This is a genomic window from Sphingobium aquiterrae (assembly GCF_037154135.1).
Lineage (GTDB): Bacteria > Pseudomonadota > Alphaproteobacteria > Sphingomonadales > Sphingomonadaceae > Sphingobium > Sphingobium aquiterrae.
This window is the reverse complement of the sequence record NZ_JBANFL010000009.1, coordinates 173084-190050: the sequence shown is the minus strand read 5'-3', so window position 1 is coordinate 190050 and position 16967 is coordinate 173084. Positions and strand designations below refer to the sequence as shown.

Annotated in this window: 13 protein-coding genes; 10 read left to right on the top strand and 3 right to left on the bottom strand. The window is 66.7% G+C overall.

Going from position 1 to position 16967, the window contains the following annotated elements:
* Positions 1-22: 22 nt before the first annotated feature.
* Entirely contained in the window at positions 23-2374 is a 2352-nt protein-coding gene (locus WFP78_RS11900; protein WP_336962278.1) for a TonB-dependent receptor plug domain-containing protein, read from the bottom strand.
* Positions 2375-2582: 208 nt separating this feature from the next.
* On the opposite strand from WFP78_RS11900, the gene WFP78_RS11895 reads away from it, so the two are divergent.
* The gene (locus tag WFP78_RS11895; RefSeq protein WP_336962275.1) at positions 2583-3692 is read left to right on the top strand and encodes a phytase; all 1110 of its coding nucleotides are present in this window, start codon (positions 2583-2585) and stop codon (positions 3690-3692) included.
* A 200-nt stretch (positions 3693-3892) separates the two neighbouring features.
* On the opposite strand, the gene WFP78_RS11890 is transcribed toward WFP78_RS11895, so the two are convergent.
* Positions 3893-6544 carry a M1 family metallopeptidase gene (locus WFP78_RS11890; protein ID WP_336962273.1) on the bottom strand — a complete coding sequence of 884 codons (2652 nt, stop codon included), beginning with the start codon at positions 6542-6544 and terminating at the stop codon, positions 3893-3895.
* Positions 6545-6763: 219 nt separating this feature from the next.
* Entirely contained in the window at positions 6764-7210 is a 447-nt protein-coding gene (gene queF / locus WFP78_RS11885) for a preQ(1) synthase (protein ID WP_336962270.1), read from the bottom strand.
* A 99-nt stretch (positions 7211-7309) separates the two neighbouring features.
* Here queF and WFP78_RS11880 point away from each other — a divergent pair, with 99 nt between their 5' ends.
* The 9 genes from WFP78_RS11880 to WFP78_RS11840 all read left to right on the top strand — a co-directional run bounded on the left by WFP78_RS11880 (position 7310) and on the right by WFP78_RS11840 (position 16966).
* Positions 7310-8584: a hypothetical protein gene (locus WFP78_RS11880; RefSeq protein WP_336962266.1), complete on the top strand. Its 1275-nt coding sequence runs from the start codon at positions 7310-7312 to the stop codon at positions 8582-8584.
* A 78-nt stretch (positions 8585-8662) separates the two neighbouring features.
* Positions 8663-9508, top strand: a complete 846-nt coding sequence (locus WFP78_RS11875) for a sulfurtransferase (RefSeq protein ID WP_336962263.1) — start codon at positions 8663-8665, stop codon at positions 9506-9508.
* Positions 9505-10746, top strand: a complete 1242-nt coding sequence (metC, locus tag WFP78_RS11870; RefSeq protein ID WP_336962260.1) for a cystathionine beta-lyase — start codon at positions 9505-9507, stop codon at positions 10744-10746. The genes WFP78_RS11875 and metC overlap by 4 nt, the downstream gene beginning before the upstream one ends.
* Positions 10747-11076: 330 nt before the next feature.
* Positions 11077-11802: a TorF family putative porin gene (locus WFP78_RS11865; protein WP_336962257.1), complete on the top strand. Its 726-nt coding sequence runs from the start codon at positions 11077-11079 to the stop codon at positions 11800-11802.
* A 438-nt stretch (positions 11803-12240) separates the two neighbouring features.
* On the top strand, positions 12241-12747 hold the full coding sequence (locus tag WFP78_RS11860; RefSeq protein WP_336962254.1) for a sterol desaturase family protein: 507 nt from the start codon (positions 12241-12243) through the stop codon (positions 12745-12747).
* A gap of 90 nt (positions 12748-12837) precedes the next feature.
* Positions 12838-13725 (top strand): prolipoprotein diacylglyceryl transferase, encoded by an 888-nt coding sequence (gene lgt / locus WFP78_RS11855; RefSeq protein WP_336962251.1) that lies wholly within the window; start codon positions 12838-12840, stop codon positions 13723-13725.
* The gene (locus WFP78_RS11850; protein ID WP_336962249.1) at positions 13715-14815 is read left to right on the top strand and encodes a class I SAM-dependent methyltransferase; all 1101 of its coding nucleotides are present in this window, start codon (positions 13715-13717) and stop codon (positions 14813-14815) included. The genes lgt and WFP78_RS11850 overlap by 11 nt, the downstream gene beginning before the upstream one ends.
* Entirely contained in the window at positions 14812-15579 is a 768-nt protein-coding gene (gene pgeF, locus WFP78_RS11845; protein ID WP_336962246.1) for a peptidoglycan editing factor PgeF, read from the top strand. The genes WFP78_RS11850 and pgeF overlap by 4 nt, the downstream gene beginning before the upstream one ends.
* Positions 15580-15649: 70 nt before the next feature.
* On the top strand, positions 15650-16966 hold the full coding sequence (locus WFP78_RS11840) for a cystathionine gamma-synthase family protein (protein WP_336962244.1): 1317 nt from the start codon (positions 15650-15652) through the stop codon (positions 16964-16966).
* Position 16967 lies beyond the last annotated feature (1 nt).

Genomic DNA, 16967 nt, shown 5'->3' with positions numbered 1-16967 from the left:
GTTTATCGGAACATGGCGGCGATCAGAAAGCGTAGCGCGCGATCAGCTGGAAGACCGGGCCGGCCTTTTCGCTTTCCACCTCATATTCGTCAAAGTCGCGGTCGATCTGTTCGTCGATATTGTCGAACTTGTTGAACGCCTCGCGCTTCCTGCCGTTCAGCAGGTTGGAGCCGACGGCGCGGATCGTGAAGGATTTGCCGAAGCGCTTTTCCACGAAGACCTCCAGTTCGGCGCCATAGGTCGTCGTCACCTCCTCGGCGATCACGCGCCCAAAGGCCGCGCCCTGCTTGCGGTAGGTCGCGCCGAAGGCCGCGCCATAAGTCGGGATGTCCTGGATGAAGCCGAAATTATAGACATATTTCGACTGGTCGTTGAACCGGCGCTTGCCCATGAAATCGGTGATTTCGCTGTCCAGCCAGGACATATTGCCGAAGACGCCGGTATTGGGCAGGCCGATGAAGCTCAGGCTGGCCGAAAGGTCGAACTCCACGCCATAGACCTTGCCGTCGCCGACATTCTGCGGCTGGAAGATGAAGGTGCGATCGCCATCGGGATCGTCCTCCGAACCGGGCAATCCGGTGTTGGTCAGCTCGATCAGGTTCTTGACGTCGCGATAGAAGACATTGACGCCCATGATCCCGCTGGTGCCGATGCGGTGCTCATAGCCAAGGTCGAAGCCCCAGGCGGTTTCGGGGTCGAGCCGCGGATTGCCCAGCAGATCGCTGTCGCCCACTTCCTCTTCCAGCAAGGCCGGCGAGATATAGTTGAATTCCGGCCGCCGATTGGTGCGCGCGACCGAGCCGATGATCCGGTCGCGATCGGTCAGCGAGAATTTGAACGACGCGGACGGCAGCAGCTTTTGATATGTGTTGTGCTGGCGCGCATCTTCCGGATCGACGGTATAGTCGTTGATCTTCACGTCGGTCGTTTCGTAGCGCAGGCCCGCTTCCCAGGAAAAGCCCTCCTGCTTGCCCTCGATCAGGGCGAAGACGTCGCGCCGGTCTTCCCTGATCCGGTTGTCGCCGCCCAGGGCCGCCTCCAGGTCGCCAAAGGCGCCGGCCAGTTCGGTCGGGTTGCGTGAGAACTGGTTCCAGTTCTGCGTGCCGGGCGCGCCGTCATCCTGATCGGCTTCGAAAATGCCGGTCCGGCGGGTCTTGTTCTGCAGGAAGCCGCCGACGACAAAATTGACGCTGTCGGTCAGCTTGACCTCATGCTCCAGCTTCACCGAAAATTCTTCGTCGACGATGTTGGTCTGGGTCAGCGAACCCTCGAATTCGGGATCGTCGCCCTCGTCCACGTCGAAATCCAGCTGATATTCGGTTTCCTTGCGGTCTTCATCGAACTTCGCATAGCCCACGCGGATGGACGTCTTGCCCAGCGACCATTCGTGCGAGATCTTGCCGTCGATCGTGTAGTTTTCCTGGTCGATGTCGGCGACATTGGCATTGTCGCTCAGCAGGTTGCCGGTCGGCACCGGCCCGTTGACGGCGGTGGCATCGTCATATTCGAAGGAGCGCTCGGTTTCGGTGCGGTCGGTGCGGACATAGAAGCCGTTGAGCTGGAACTTCGTCGTGTCCGCGTCGATCTGATAGCTGCCGTTGAACGAATAATCCTTGCCGTCGCGGGTGTCCGTCTGGTCCTCGCGATTGTCGAATTCCTCGGTGGCATAGTCCGGGTTGTTCTCGGGCGAATCGCCGTAGCGCAGGCTCTCCTTGAGCTTGGGATTGTGGCGGCCCTGCAGGTTCGCGCCCAGTAGCAGGCGGCCGGGGCCGACCTGGCCGCCATAGACCAGGCCAAGGCTCGGTTCGAGTTCATCGTCATTGTAGAGCAGGCCGCCCGCCCGCACATAGCCGCCATCCAGCTGATAGCCGTCGCGCAGCACGATGTTGAGCGATCCGGCCACCGCATCGCCGGTGCGGCGGGCAGAGGACGAACGCACGATTTCCACGCTGGAGATCAGCTCGGCGGGGATGCGGTCGAGGAAGAAGGAGCGGTCGGCGCTGGCGCCGGGCACGCGCTCGCCGTTGATCAGGATCTGGGTGTAGCCGGGCGGCAGGCCGCGCAGCCGGGGGGCGTCGCTTTCGATGACGTCGGACAGGAAGGTGACGGAGGGCACCCGCTTGAGTGCGTCACCGGCGGTCAGCGGTTCGAAGCGCTGGAAATATTCGGTGCCATATTGCAGGATCGGCTCCGGCGTATCGGTGCGGTTGCGATAGCCGATGCCGCCGATCACCACGATCTCCTGAGAGGTCTTGATCTGCCCGTCGCCCTCGTCCGCCTGGTCCTGCGCATAGGCGACCGAGGCAGCGGTGGCGGCAAGGCACACACCCGCCAGGAAACGGCCGGCGCGGCGCGCGATATCCATTCTTTTCATGCAAACCCCCTTTTGGAACTTTTCGTTCTGAACGGGGGCCGCCTACGGGCTCTACCTTACGCCAAAGTGACGTGCGTGTTGCATTTTGATGAATCGCGCAGAAGCTTCTCGACCGTTGCATCGGTGCCATGTCATTTGGATGTCATGAAATGATGGTCGGGAGCGGCACTGGCGGGATCGACCCGTCCCTTCACAGGGGGAAAGCATCATGACGTCATCCTCGCGCCTGCGCGGCCGCCTGAGCCCTGTCCCGGCCTGTGCGCTCATCCTGTCCCTGGCCCCGGCCCTTTCCGCCTGCGCCGCCGCCGAGAGGGAAATTCCCGTCGCCACCCGCATCGCCAACGCCGCTCCCGCCGTCACCGTGACGGCGCGGGGCGAGACGGCGCCGGTGGGCACGAACAATGCCGATGCGGCGGACGATCCGGCGATCTGGCGCAATGCCGCCGATCCCGCCGCCAGCCTGATCGTGGGGACGGACAAGAAGGCCGGGCTCTATGTCTACGGCCTCGACGGCAAGGTCCGCGATTTCCTGGACGCGGGCCGGGTCAACAATGTCGACCTGCGCGACGACGTGCCGATGGCGGGCGGCAAGGGCATCCTGGTCGTCGCGAGCGACCGCAACGACGTGGCCAATGCCAGGCTGGCGCTGTTCCGGCTCGACCCCGCCAGCGCGAAGCTGACGGCGCTGGGCACGGTGCCGGCCGGCACGGGCGAGGCTTATGGCGTGTGCCTGTACCGCGACGCGGCGGCCACCTATGCCTTCATCGTGCTGAAGGACGGGACGATCCATCAGGTGGCGCTGGATGTCGCGGGCGCGACGCCCGCCGCGCGGATCGTGCGGACGATGAAGCTCGGCACCCAGTCGGAAGGCTGCGCGGCGGATGAGCGGACCGGGCGGCTTTACGTGGCGGAGGAGGATGTCGGCCTGTGGCGCTTCGACGCGGCGGCCAATGGCGCGACGACGCCGGTGAAGATCGCGGCGGCGGACGGCAAACATATCGTCGCCGATGCCGAGGGCGTCGCCATCGCGGCCATCGGCGAGAAGGGCGGCTATGTGCTCGTCTCCAGCCAGGGCGACAATGCCTATGCGGTCTATCGCATTGCCGACGACAGCTATGTCGGTCGCTTCCGCGTGGTGGACGGCACGATCGGCGGCAGCGAGGAGACCGATGGTATCGAGCTGGTGCCGGGCGATTTCGGCCCGGCCTATCCCGGCGGGCTGTTCGTGGCGCAGGACGGGCATAACGGCCTGCATGCCCAGAATTTCAAGCTGGTCGCCTGGGCCGATATCGCGGCGGCGCTGGGCATCAGGGACTGATCCGCCGGCACGCTTCCCATGACGCAAAGGAAAAGGGGCGGCTGATAAGGCCACCCCTTCTTTCGTCCGGGACAGGCGGAAGCGAGCCCCCGCCCTTGGAGCATTCTGAAGTCGGCGGAACAGCCGGCGGCTCGCAGAATGCGGAAAACAAAAGACAATCGGGGCGGTGAACGATACAATCCAATCGTTCACCGCCCTGATCAATGCCCGGCGAGCCAGGCCTGCAGTTCGGGCTTCAGCCGCGTGCGGGTTTCGATGCGGGTCTGGATGCTGGAGATCGTCCGGTCGATCACCGCCCGCGATTCCGGCGTCAGATGCTCTTTTGCATAGGCTTCCAGCCTGGCGATCGTCGCCGGATCGGCCGAGGCGGAGGCGATGCGGCCGACCGCCTGCGAGCGCGCCGACACGTCGATCATCGCTTCATATTGCGGCAGGTGCGCCAGCACGAAGTCGAGCGCCATTTCGGGATGCTCGCGCCCGACCGCGCCGATGATGCCCGCGCTGGTCGTCTTGCCCGGCTCGTCGGTCAGCGCAAGGTCCAGCGCCTTCTGCGCCAGCGCCTTGTCCCTGGTCGCGCCCAGCAGGGTGAAGAGCTGGATCTTCTCAAGCTGGGTGTCGGCGCCGTTCGCCATCTTGCGCAGTCTGTCCCACGTCGCCTGATCGGCATTGCGGGCGATCAGCGCCAGCCAGCTGTTCTTCAGCGAACCGTCGATGATGTCGGGCTTGCTGTCCAGCAGCGCGAAGCGGCGATTGGCTTCGGCCACCAGCGTCTTGTCGCCCACCGCGCCCAGCGCGCTGAACAGGCTCTGGCGCAGGATCGGGATCTGCGGCCCTTCGCCCGGCTTTGCATCATAACCGACCGAGGCCAGCACCGGCAGCAGCTTGGCCGAGGTGAAGGCGGCGGCCTTCGCCTGCGAAGCGGGGTCGCTTTCCAGCATGGAATAGACGCTGGAGAGATAGGAGGGCAGCCCCGCGAACACCGCCGGGCTGGCGCTCGCCGGCACCGCGTTCATCAGGTCGAGCGCCAGGCCCATGGGCTGATAGCCGCCCAGCGAAAGCTGGAAATTATCCGCCATCATGCCGAGCTGGTCGATGCTGTCGAGCTTGGTGAAATCCTTCGCCAGCGCTGCCACATTCGCGGCCGGATAGAGCGAGCGATAATAGCCCGACTGGCCGGCGTTGAGCACATAGGCGCCGCAGCCCGGCAGCGTGACCGTGCCGGTGCCGTCGAGGATGATCTGCCGCGTCGCGCCGCCCACGATGCGGGCGCTGACGGGCACATGCCAGCGCAGCGGCGCCTTGTCCTTCGCGTCGCGGCTGAATTCACCCTGGCTCAGCGTCAGCATGGTGTTGCCGCCGCTGCACTGGGCGCTGTCGACCTTGACCAGCGGAATGCCCGGCTGGCTGGTGAAGTCATTGGCGATGGAGACAAGGCCCCTGGCCCCGGCGCCCTCGACCGCCGTCCACAGGTCTTGCGTGACGGTGTTGCCATGGGCGTGCGCCTTCATATAGGCGCGAATGCCGTCCCGCCACACATCCTCGCCGGCAAAGCCTTCCAGCATGGTGATGACGGCTTCACCCTTTTCATAGGTGATGTTGTCGAACGCCTGGTTCACCTGCTCGACGGTCTTGATCTTCTGCACGACCGGGTGCGTGGTCTTGAGCGCGTCGAGGCCCATCGCCGATTCACGGCCGTCGACACGGCTCAGCAGCATTTCCCACTGCGGGTTGAGCTTGTCCGTGACCTTGGTCGCCATCCAGCTGGCGAAACCCTCGTTCAGCCACAGATCGTCCCACCAGGCCATGGTGACGAGGTCGCCGAACCATTGATGCGCCATTTCATGCGCGACGGTGCTGTAGATGCCGCGCTTCAACCCTTCGGAGGTGAAGCGGGGATCGACCAGCAGCACCCGCTCGAAGGTGAAGATCGCGCCCCAATTCTCCATCGCGCCGAAGAACTGGCTCTGGCCGGGGCCGGCGACATTGTCGAGCTTGGGCAGCGGGAAGGGCACGCCGAAATAGTCGTTATACCAGGGCAGGATCGCGGCCGAAGCGTCCAGCGCCATCTGCGCCTTGGCGACATTGCCCTTGCTGGCGATCACGCCGACTTGCGTGGCCCCGGCCATCTTCGTGGCGCGCTCAAGCTCGCCAAGGCCGAAGAACAGCAGGTAGGAAGACATTTTCGGCGTGGTGCCGAATGTCACCAGGCTCTTGCCATTGCCCAGGTCCTTGCTGGTCTTGATCGGCATGTTGCCGATGGCCAGCTCGCCGGTGGGGACGGTGGCGGCCAGATCGAAAGTCGCCTTGTAGCTCGGCTCGTCGAAGCTGGGGACGAAGCGGCGGGCGTCCGGCGCCTCGAACTGGGTGAACAGCGCGCGCTTGTCCGCGCCGGCGCTGTCCTTGTAGTCGAGCGCGAAGAGGCCGTTGGCCTGCGTGTTGATGATGCCGGCATAGCCGATGTCGAGGCGATAGCTGCCCGGCGCCAGCGGCTTGGCAAAGGTGAAGGTGACGGTCTGCGCATCGGCATCGACTTTCGCCGTGCCCTGCCATGCCTTGCCCTTGGCCGGCGTGATCGTGACGGACGAGATGCTGAGGTCGGCGGCATTCAGGGTCAGGCTGGGCATGGCCTGGCTGACGGTGATGTCGATCGCGACCGTGCCGGTGAAGCTGAGCGCTTTCGCATCCGGCGTGATGCTGATCGCATAATGGCTGGGCGCCGCGCCGCGCGGCAACTGGGTCGTCACGGTCGGCGCGGGGCCGGAAGCCGCCTGGCCCTGGGCCATGGCCGGCGCGGCGATGGCGAATGGCGCAGCCGCCATGGAAAGGAGAAGCAGGGATTTCTTGATCGACATTAAGCGTACTCCGACAAGCACCAACAGGCGGCTTTGCGCCCGTAATGCCCCCGGTTCGGCCCTTTTCCCCCACGGGTCAACCATGGGCCGGGCCCGCCGATGTCGTTTGTCGAAAACCGCCGGTGGTTCGTCGGCGCCCGGCCCGGCGCGCCATTTCCGGCACGGCGAGGCGTCGTGTCGCCCCGCCTTGACCTCGCCCGACCTTGACCTCGCCCTGCCTCAGCCCCGCCCGCGATAGCCCGGCACATCCTGCGGCGGCAGCCACATGCCGGCCGGCGGCTCGCCCGACTGCCAGAACACGTCGATGGGGATGCCCCCGCGCGGATACCAATAGCCGCCGATGCGCAGCCAGACGGGCTTCATCTCGGCAAACAGCCGCTCGCCGATGCCCACGGTGCAATCCTCGTGGAAAGCGGCATGGTTGCGGAAGGCGCCGAGAAACAGCTTGAGCGACTTGGATTCGACGATCGTCTCGCCGGGCGCATAGTCGATGACGAGATGGGCGAAGTCCGGCTGGCCGGTCACGGGGCAGAGCGAGGTGAATTCCGGCGCGGTGAAGCGCACCAGATAGGGTTTGCCGGGGCGGGGATTGGGCACATAGTCGAGCAGCGCCTCTTCCGGGCTGGCGGGAAGGGCGCTCGTCTGGCCGAGATGGATCGGAGTCATGGCGGTCCGTCTAGCCGATCGCACGGCTGATGTCATTCCCCGGCCGGAAGGCGTATGATTCAGCCGCGGTTCAGCGACCGGACCGCTTGGGGCATGGACATGGGGTTCTTCGCAACGCAATCGGGACGCGGCGTTCTGGCGACCGCAATCATGCTGGCCTGTGGCGCGCCGGGGGCCGCCGCCGCGCAGGATGATGCCACGCCGCCGCCGCAAGGCAGCCTTGGCACGTTCAGCCTGCCGCCCTCCCCGGTCCAGCGCCCGCCCCGCCCCGAACGCGCCGGGCCGGAGATCGACAGCCGCCTCCCGGCGCAGACGCCCGACAGCGCCGCCGCACCGCCAGCCACCAACAGCGCCACGCCCGTGGTCGTGCCACCGCGCATCCAGCCGACGGTGGCGCCCTCGCCCGCCGCCCGGCCAGTGCCGCAGGCGCGCACCGCCGCAACGCCGCAGCGCGCACGCCCGGCCGTGCCCGATAGCTTGGAGGGCGGCGGCTCCATCGGCAACGCCCCGGCACCGGCCGCCTCTGCCCCCGTCGTCACAACGACGCCCCAGGCCCAGCCAGCGGCAACGCCGTCACCCACGCCATCTGCGGGCGATGACAGGGCCAACGAAAGCGGCGCCCGATCGCCCTGGTGGCCCCTCTGGCTGGCCGCCGGCCTACTGGGGCTTGGCCTGGCGTCATGGCTGATGCTGCGTCGCCGCCGCAGCGTCCCGGAGGCAGAGGCGGAGTGGCCGGAAGCGGAGGCGGAAACCGTGCCTGTCGCAGCGCCTCCATCGGCACCGGCAAAAGCCGCGCCGGAACGCATGGCTCCGGCACAACGCCCATCCCCCGCCCCCTCGCCTAGGCCGACGCCCCCCGCCCCCGCAACGCCGATCCGGGCCGGGCGGATCGAGATCGCCCTGACGCCCACCAGCGTGCGCGCGACCCTGATCGGCTGGACGGTCGGTTATCGCCTGATCTTGCGCAACCCTGGCGGGGCGGCGATCTACGATGTCCGCATCGCGATGATGATGGCCAATGCCGACCATGAACAGCCGGCGCGGCTGGCCGCCTTCCGCGCCGCGCCCGTCACCGATCCGGCGCACCGGCTCCCGCATCTGGCTGCCGGCGAGACGGCGGAGCTGGGGGGCGAAGTGCGGATCGACCATCAGGCATTGAAGCCGCTGGACGTGGCCGGGCGCGCGGTGCTGATCCCGCTGGTGGCGATCCTGGTCGAGCATCCTGCCGGGCAGGATATGGCAGCGTTCGTGATCGGGCAGGAACATGCGACGCCCGGCACGCGCATGGCGCCCTTCTGGCTCGACCAGGGCCTGCGCCAGTATCGCGCGGTCGGCAGTCGTCCCGTGGTCCTGCCCGAGCCTGCGCATGCCTGAGTCATACCCGCCTGAGCCCACACCTACCTAAGCACGGTCGCTCGACAGAGCGGGGAGGACGGCGTAAAGGCACGAGCCATGGACCTGCTCGTTTCCACCCAGTGGCTGGCCGACCAGATCGGCGCGCCCGATCTGCGCATCCTGGACGCGACCTTGTTCCTGCCCGGATCGGGCCGGGACGAGGCGGCGGAATATGCCGCCGCCCATATCCCCAGCGCGGGCTTCCTGGACCTGCCGACCCTGTCCGACCCCGATCATCCCGCGCCCGGCATGTTGCCGCCCGACGCGATGTTCACCGACCGGTTGCAGGCGCTGGGCGGCGATGCCGACAGCCGCATCATCGTCTATGACAACAGCCCCACCCACAGCGCCGCGCGCGCCTGGTGGATGTTGACCATCTCCGGCGTGGGCCGGGCCGTCGCCATCCTCGATGGTGGCATGTCGGCCTGGATCGCGGAAGGCCGCCCCACCGAAAGCGGCGCCCCGGCCTTCCCGCGCGGCGATGCCGTGGCAAAGAAGGATGCATCCACCGTCCGCACCAAGGCGCAGATGATCGCCAATGTCGCAAGCGCCGCCGAACAGGTGCTGGACGCGCGCGCCAGCGGCCGTTTCACCGGCGCAGAAAAGGAACCGCGCGCGGGCATGGCTTCGGGCCATATCCCCGGCTCCAGGAATCTGCCGTCGAGCAGCCTGTTCGGGCCGGACAACCGGATGCTGCGGGGCGAGGCGTTGCGCGCCGCGTTCGACAAAGCCGGCATCGACTGGAACAAGCCGCTCGTCACCACCTGCGGCAGCGGCGTGACGGCCGCGATCCTGCTGGCCGGCGCGCAACTGCTGGGGAAGAGCGACGTCGCGCTATATGACGGCAGCTGGTCGGAATGGGGCATCGACCCCGAAACGCCCAAGGCGACCGGCGCGGCATGAGCGACAGGGACGGCAGCGAAGGCAAGGAGCAGCAGGGCGACGCAGCGCTGCGGCCGCTGACCCGGCTGGCGCAAGCCGGGCGGCGGGCGGAATGGACCAGCCTGCCCGGCCAGCCCGGCGGCATCGTCAACCCGCCGGTCTGGCGCGCCTCCACCATTCTTTATGACGATGTCGCGCATCTGCGCGCGGCGACCACCAACACCCATGAGCGGCTGTTCTATGGCCGCAAGGGCACGCCGACCGCCTGGTCGCTCGCCGATGCGCTGACATCGCTGGAGCCGGGCGCCGAGGGCACGATGCTGTTCCCTTCAGGCGTGGCGGCGATCGCCTGCGCGCTGATGGCGGTGCTCCGGCCCGGCGACCGGCTGCTGATGGTGGACGCCGCCTATGATCCCACCCGCGCCTTCTGCGAAAAGATGCTGGCGCCGCTGGGCATCGCGACCACCTATTACGATCCGACCATCGGCGCCGGCATCGAGGCGCTGTTGACCGAAGACGTGCGCGCGATCTTCATGGAATCGCCCGGCAGCCTGACCTTCGAGGTGCAGGACGTGCCCGCGATCACCGCCCTTGCCCGCGCGCGCGGCATCGTGACCCTGATCGACAATACCTGGGCGACGCCACTGTTCCTGCCCACGCTGGCGCTTGGGGTGGACATCACCATCCTTGCCTGCACCAAATATATCGTCGGCCACAGCGACGTGATGATGGGCTCCGTCTCCGCCGTGCCGGAATATTGGGAGGCGGTGCGCCAGACCGCCTATCTCTATGGCCAGATGACCAGCCCGGACGATGCCTGGCTCGCGTCGCGCGGCCTGCGGACGCTGGGCGTCCGGCTGGCCCAGCATCAGGCGAGCGCGCTGGACATCGCGCGCTGGCTGGAAAGCCGGCCGGAAGTGGCGCGGGTGCTGCACCCGGCCTTGCCCGGCTGCCCCGGCCATGACCTGTGGCGGCGCGACTTCAAGGGCGCGAGCGGCCTGTTCAGCTTCGTCCTTAACGGCGGCAACGAGCGCGCCCGCGCCGCCCTGATCGACGGCCTTGCGCATTTCGGCATCGGTTACAGTTGGGGCGGCTATGAGAGCCTGGCGCTGCCCGTGGACCCGGCCTGCTACCGCACGGCCACCCGATGGGAGGCCGAAGGGCCGCTGGTGCGCCTGAATATCGGCCTGGAAGATCCCGCCGACCTGATCGCCGACCTTGCCGCCGGTCTGGACCGTTTCCGCGCCGCCCGCGGCTGAACCCGCCCGTCTCGATGCCCTGGATGATGCGCGCAGGCGCAATCCCGTCCATATGCGCCCGGCATGTGAAAAACCGTCGCCGTTGGACATTTCATTACAATCGCCCGTTCTTTTTTAAGGCACCCGGGAACTAAAAGACGCTCTTGTTGCACAGTAGCAACAATTCAGAGACAATCGACACAGTCCGTTTACAAACGCTCTTGTGCGCTGCGGCAGGCCAGCGCATCAGGGCCCTGTTATTGGCGACCCGACCCGACCCCCAGGGGGCTACAGAGGCAGGGACCATAACGCAGGTGGGACGATCGCACAGAACCATCCAAGGGGAATATCATGCGTAAGTCCATTCTCGGCCTTTCGGCCGTCCTTTCAACAATGCTGGTCGCCGCGCCCGCCATGGCGCAGGACGCGGAAGTCGAACCCGTCAAGATCACCGGCACCGTCGGCCTGGTTTCCGACTACCGCTTCCGCGGCATCACCCAGAACAGCGAGAACGCAGCGGTTCAGGGCGGCATCACGGCCACCTCGTCCACCGGCCTTTATGTCGGCACCTGGGCGTCGAGCGTCAATTTCGGCACGCTGGGCGAAACCGAAGTCGACCTGTTCGCCGGCTACAGCAAGGAAGTGACGCCCGGCGTCACCCTGGACGTCGGCCTGCTCTATTATCTCTATCCCAACAAGACCTCGGTCAACACCGACTATTTCGAACCCTATGTGAATCTGTCGGGCACCGTCGGCCCGCTGACCGCCAAGGTCGGCGCCAACTATGCCTGGAAGCAGTCGGCCATCGGTGACTATTCGTCGGTCTACCTGCACACCGAATGGTCGCTGCCGATCCCCAACACCCCGCTGGGCCTGAACGCCCATGGCGGCTATGCCAAGAGCGACAGCTTCCTGGGCGGCACCGATGGCGATTATTTCGACTTTTCGGTCGGCGCCACCGCGACCTACAAGATGCTGACCTTCGGCGTGTCCTATGTGAACACCGACATCAAGGCTGCCAAGGAGCCGCTCGGCGCCGACGGCGCGGTGGTGTTCTCGATCGGCGCCGCCTTCTGATCGACGCCACTACGGCATGACATAAGCGGGGGGCCGCGATCCTTGGGGTCGCGGCCCCTTTGCTTTGGGGAAGGGCGCGGATTGGGCAGGCGCGACATTTCCACGATTTTCAAAGCACGATCAGCGCATATGTCGCAGGACAGCGCCTGCCTTTGCGCTCCCAAGAGCATCGCGCCGTTAATCTGACCCGTTCGCCCCCAGATCAGGTCCGGGGCAGGCCCCGAGCCTGTCGAGGGGTCGTTCTTTCCTGAAGGGAAGGACGGGGCTGGATGGTCCCGATTTACAGCACGATATTCTGGATGCCGGATCACGTCCGGCATGACGACAGGGAGGGGGAGATCACGAAAGGATGGCAGGATGAAAACCAGCCTCTCGTCACGCCCCCTATCGCCCGCGCCATCCATTTCCATTGTCCGTCATCACGCCTATAGGGGCGGCATGACCGGCATTGCCTTCCTGCTGCTCACCCTGCTGTTCCTCGCCACGGTCGCGGCGATGGAGGGTTTTGCCTATGTGATGCATCGCTGGGTGATGCATGGGCCGGGATGGTTCCTGCACGCCAGCCACCACCGCCCGCGCACCGGCCTGTGGGAAGCGAACGACCTTTATTTCGTGATCTTCGCCGGGCCTTCCATCCTGCTGCTGCTGGGCGGGGTGCAATGGGGCTGGGGCAGCTGGGCGACGGTCGTCGGCGCGGGCATCGCGGCCTATGGCGCGATCTACCTGGGCTTTCACGACATCCTCGTCCACCAGCGGGTGAAGCACCGCCATGTGCCGCGCTCCCCCTATCTCAAGCGCATCATGCAGGCCCATCGCCTGCACCATGTCGTGGAAACGCGTAAGGGCAATGTCAGCTTCGGTTTCCTCGTCGCACCGCCGCCCGAGGTGCTGAAGGCGCAGCTGGCCGCCAATGGCCGCGCGGGCGTGCGCGCGCCTTCGGCCTGACGCGCGAACGCAGATCCGGGCCGGCAGCAACCGCCCCTTGGCCCTGCGATCCCGATCCTCTATGCAGGCGAAAATCTCCGGGGAATTGCCTTGATCCTTTCACTCGCCGCCGCCGCGGCATCATCCTATCTGCGGTTCGACAGCCTCGGCCTCAATCCGGTCGCGCTGGACCTGGGCGTCTTCACCATCAAATGGTACAGCCTCGCCTATCTGGCCGGCATCCTCATCGGCTACTGGTATCTGCTCAAGCTGATCGCGCAGCCCGGATCGCCCCTGGCCCGCCGCCATGCCGACGACATGATCTTCTATGCGACGCTGGGCATCATCCTGGGCGGCAGACTTGCCTATGTGCTGTTCTACCAGCCCGAAATCCTGCGCCATCCGCTGGACATCTTCAAGCTGTGGAATGGCGGCATGTCCTTCCATGGCGGGGTGATCGGCGTGACGCTGGGCATCATCTGGCTTTCCCGCAAGGAAGGGCTGAACTGGCTGCGCGTGCATGATTTCATCGCCTGTTGCGTGCCCTTCGGCCTGTTCTTCGGCCGGCTCGCCAATTTCGTGAACGGCGAGCTGTGGGGCAAGGTGACGGACGTGCCTTGGGCGATCCGCTTTCCCGAATATGTCGGCGGCATCGCCGTGCTGGGCGAACCGCGCCACCCCAGCCAGCTGTATGAGGCAGGGCTGGAGGGCATCGTGCTGTTCGCCGTGCTGTGGTTCGCCTTCTGGAAGACGAAGGCCCGCTATTATCCCGGCATGCTCGTCGGCATCTTCCTGCTGGGCTATGGCCTGTCGCGCTTCGCCGTCGAATTCTTCCGCGAATCCGACGCGCAGCTGATGGAATTCGCGCAGCGCACCGGCCTGCACATGGGCCAGTGGCTGACCTTGCCGATGATCGCGGGCGGGCTGTACCTGATCGCGACGGCGAAGGGCCGCCGGGTGCGTGTGGAGCCGATTGCCGGAAGCGCGAGTGTCAGCTGATCCGCTTGGCCATGCCGCCGGCCTGACGCTGGGCCAGCGGCTGGCGCGGCAGATCGAGGCGGGCGGGCCGATTTCCATCGCCCATTATATGGCGGAGGCGAACGCTTATTATTACGGCACGCGCGATCCGCTGGGCGCGGCGGGCGACTTCACCACCGCGCCGGAGATCAGCCAGATGTTCGGCGAGCTGGTCGGCCTGTGCCTGGCCGATCTCTGGATGCGATCGGGCCGGCGCCCCCATCCGCTTTATGTCGAGCTGGGGCCGGGGCGCGGCACCTTGGCCGCCGACGCCTTGCGGGCGATGGAGGCCGCGGCGCTCGCCCCCCAGGTGCATCTGGTGGAAACCAGCCCCACGCTGCGCGAGCGGCAATCGGCCCTGCTGTCCCATGCCACCCATCATGACGATTTCGACAGCGTGCCGGAGCAGGGCCCGCTGCTGATCGTCGCCAACGAGTTTTTCGATGCGCTGCCCGTACGCCAGCTGGTGCGCACGCAGGCGGGCTGGCGCGAGCGGGTCGTCATCGGCGGCGAGGGCGAACCGGGCGAACGGTTCGAGGCGATGCCCGGCTATCGCGTGATGGATGCGGCCGTCCCCGCCCATCTGGCCGGGGCGCCGGAAGGGTCCATCCTCGAAACATCGCCCGCCTGCGCCACGGTGGCCTTCACCATTGCGCACCGGATAAAAAAGCAGGGCGGCGGCGCCCTGTTCATCGACTATGCCTATGCAGGCCCGGCGGTCGGCGACACGCTGCAGGCCGTGCGCAACCATCGGGTGAGCGATCCCTTCGCCGATGTCGGCGACAGCGACCTGACCGCCCATGTCGACTTCGGCACCATCGGCAATATCGGCCGGCAGGAAGGACTGACCGTGCTCGGCCCCGTGGGACAGGGCGCGTTCCTGACGGCGCTGGGCATCGACGCGCGCGCAGCCAGTCTTGCCCGCGCACAGCCCCAGCGCGCCGCCGATGTGGAAGCGGCGCGGGCACGACTGGTCGCCCCCGCGCAGATGGGCACATTGTTCAAGGTAATGGCCTTCGTCCACCCGGACTGGACGACACCCGAAGGATTTGCCCCGGAAGGATTTGCATGACCGTCGAGAAGCTCCAGAGCGCCGCGCTGGCGGGCGTGCCGCATGGCTTTCTGGGCCGCAGGGGCGGGGTTTCGACCAGGCTCTATGCGGGCCTGAATGTCGGCCTCGGATCGGACGATGACCGCAGCGCCATCCTGCGCAACCGCGACATCGCGCGCGACGCGGTGCTGCCCGGCGCGACGCTGGTGACGGTGCGGCAGATGCATTCGCCCGATGTCGTCACCGTCTCCGCACCCATCGAGGAAGAGGATCGCCCCGCCGCTGACGCCCTCGTCACCGCGACGCCGGGGCTGCTTCTGGGCATCCTCACCGCCGATTGCGTGCCCGTGCTGCTGGCCGATGCGCAGGCCGGCGTCGTGGGCGCGGCCCATGCCGGATGGAAGGGCGCGATCACCGGCGTCACCGATGCGACCATCGCGGCAATGGAAGCATTGGGCGCCGACCGGGCGCGCATCAGCGCCGCCATCGGCCCGTGCATCGGCCGCGCCTCCTATGAGGTGGGCGAAGATTTCGCCGAACGCTTCGAGGCGGACGACCCGGCCAATGAGCGCTTCTTCGCCGGCGGGCGCCCCGGCCATCGCATGTTCGACATCGCCGCCTATGTCGCCGCAAGGCTTGCCGGCGCGGGCATCGCGCGGGTCGACCTGCTGGGCGAGGACACCTGCGCCCAGTCCGATCGTTTCTACAGCTATCGCCGCTCCTGCCTGCGGGGCGAGCCCGGCTATGGCCGGCAGATTTCGCTGATCGGCCTGCCCGGCTTGTAGCGTCCGCCGCCCCGCCCTAGCTTCTCCTCATCACCCGCGCATCGCGGCACAAGAACATGAGGATGAAGACATGACTGGCGAAACCGAAGCCGAGCTGACCGGCGTCACCCCGCGCCGCCGCCCCCGCGCCGACATCATGGAGATTGGCGGACGGCGGCTGAAGCCCGCGACCCTGATGATGGGCCATGGCTATGACCCCGCGCTGTCGGAAGGATCGCTGAAACCGCCGATCTTCCTCACCTCCACCTTCGCCTTCGAAAGCGCGGCGGCGGGCAAGCGGCATTTCGAGGGGGTGACAGGCATTCGGCCCGGCGGGTCGGAGGGGCTTGTCTATTCCCGCTTCAACGGCCCCAATCAGGAGATCGCCGAGGATCGCCTGGCCCTGTGGGAGGATGCGGAGGACGCGTTGATCTTTTCCAGCGGCATGTCCGCCATCGCCACGACATTGCTGGCGCTGGTGCGGCCGGGCGACGTGATCGTGCATTCCGCCCCGCTCTATGCCGCGACCGAATCGCTGATCGGCCGCATCCTGGGCAGCTTCGGCGTGCAGTGGCTCGATTTCCCGGCGGGCGCGACGCAGGAGGAGATCGGCGCGGTGCTGGAGAAGGCGAAGGGGCTGGGCCGGGTCGCGCTCATCTACCTCGAAAGCCCCGCCAACCCCACCAATGTGCTGGTGGATATCGACGCCGTAGTCGCGCGGCGCGACTTTCTGTTCGCAGGCGCGGAGAAGATGCCGCCCATCGCCATCGACAATACCTTCCTCGGGCCATTATGGCTGAAGCCGCTGGCCCATGGCGCCGACCTCGTCATCTACAGCCTCACCAAATATGCCGGCGGGCACAGCGATCTGGTGGCGGGAGGCGTGCTGGGCTCCAACGCGCTGATCAACAGCATCCGGATGATGCGCAACACCATCGGCACCATCCTCGATCCGCACAGCGCCTGGATGCTGCTGCGCAGTCTGGAGACGCTGGAACTGCGGATGACGCGCGCGGGCGAGAGCGCCGCGAAGGTCTGCGCATGGCTGAAGGACCAGCCGCAGGTCGAGCGAATCGTCTATCTGGGCTTCCTGGAAAGCGCGCGGCAGCGCGACATCTATGCCCGGCACTGCACCGGCGCCGGCTCCACCTTCTCGCTCTATCTCAAGGGCGGGGAGAAGGAGAGCTTCGCCTTTCTCGACGCGCTGAAGATCGCCAAGCTCGCCGTCAGCCTGGGCGGCACAGAGACGCTGGCCAGCCACCCGGCGGCGATGACGCATCTGTCCGTGCCGGCAGAACGCAAGCGGGCCCTCGACATCGGCGACAATATGGTGCGCATCTCCATCGGCTGCGAGGATGCCGACGACCTGATCGCCGACTTCGCGCAGGCGCTGGCGGCGATCGGCTGAC

What these genes read in the sequence shown, in the direction of transcription:
- WFP78_RS11900 (WP_336962278.1), bottom strand. Translation starts at nt 2,374, where the DNA reads ATGAAAAGAATGGATATCGCGCGCCGCGCCGGCCGTTTCCTGGCGGGT.
- WFP78_RS11895 (WP_336962275.1), top strand. Translation starts at nt 2,583, where the DNA reads ATGACGTCATCCTCGCGCCTGCGCGGCCGCCTGAGCCCTGTCCCGGCC.
- WFP78_RS11890 (WP_336962273.1), bottom strand. Translation starts at nt 6,544, where the DNA reads ATGTCGATCAAGAAATCCCTGCTTCTCCTTTCCATGGCGGCTGCGCCA.
- queF (WP_336962270.1), bottom strand. Translation starts at nt 7,210, where the DNA reads ATGACTCCGATCCATCTCGGCCAGACGAGCGCCCTTCCCGCCAGCCCG.
- WFP78_RS11880 (WP_336962266.1), top strand. Translation starts at nt 7,310, where the DNA reads ATGGGGTTCTTCGCAACGCAATCGGGACGCGGCGTTCTGGCGACCGCA.
- WFP78_RS11875 (WP_336962263.1), top strand. Translation starts at nt 8,663, where the DNA reads ATGGACCTGCTCGTTTCCACCCAGTGGCTGGCCGACCAGATCGGCGCG.
- metC (WP_336962260.1), top strand. Translation starts at nt 9,505, where the DNA reads ATGAGCGACAGGGACGGCAGCGAAGGCAAGGAGCAGCAGGGCGACGCA.
- WFP78_RS11865 (WP_336962257.1), top strand. Translation starts at nt 11,077, where the DNA reads ATGCGTAAGTCCATTCTCGGCCTTTCGGCCGTCCTTTCAACAATGCTG.
- WFP78_RS11860 (WP_336962254.1), top strand. Translation starts at nt 12,241, where the DNA reads ATGACCGGCATTGCCTTCCTGCTGCTCACCCTGCTGTTCCTCGCCACG.
- pgeF (WP_336962246.1), top strand. Translation starts at nt 14,812, where the DNA reads ATGACCGTCGAGAAGCTCCAGAGCGCCGCGCTGGCGGGCGTGCCGCAT.
- WFP78_RS11840 (WP_336962244.1), top strand. Translation starts at nt 15,650, where the DNA reads ATGACTGGCGAAACCGAAGCCGAGCTGACCGGCGTCACCCCGCGCCGC.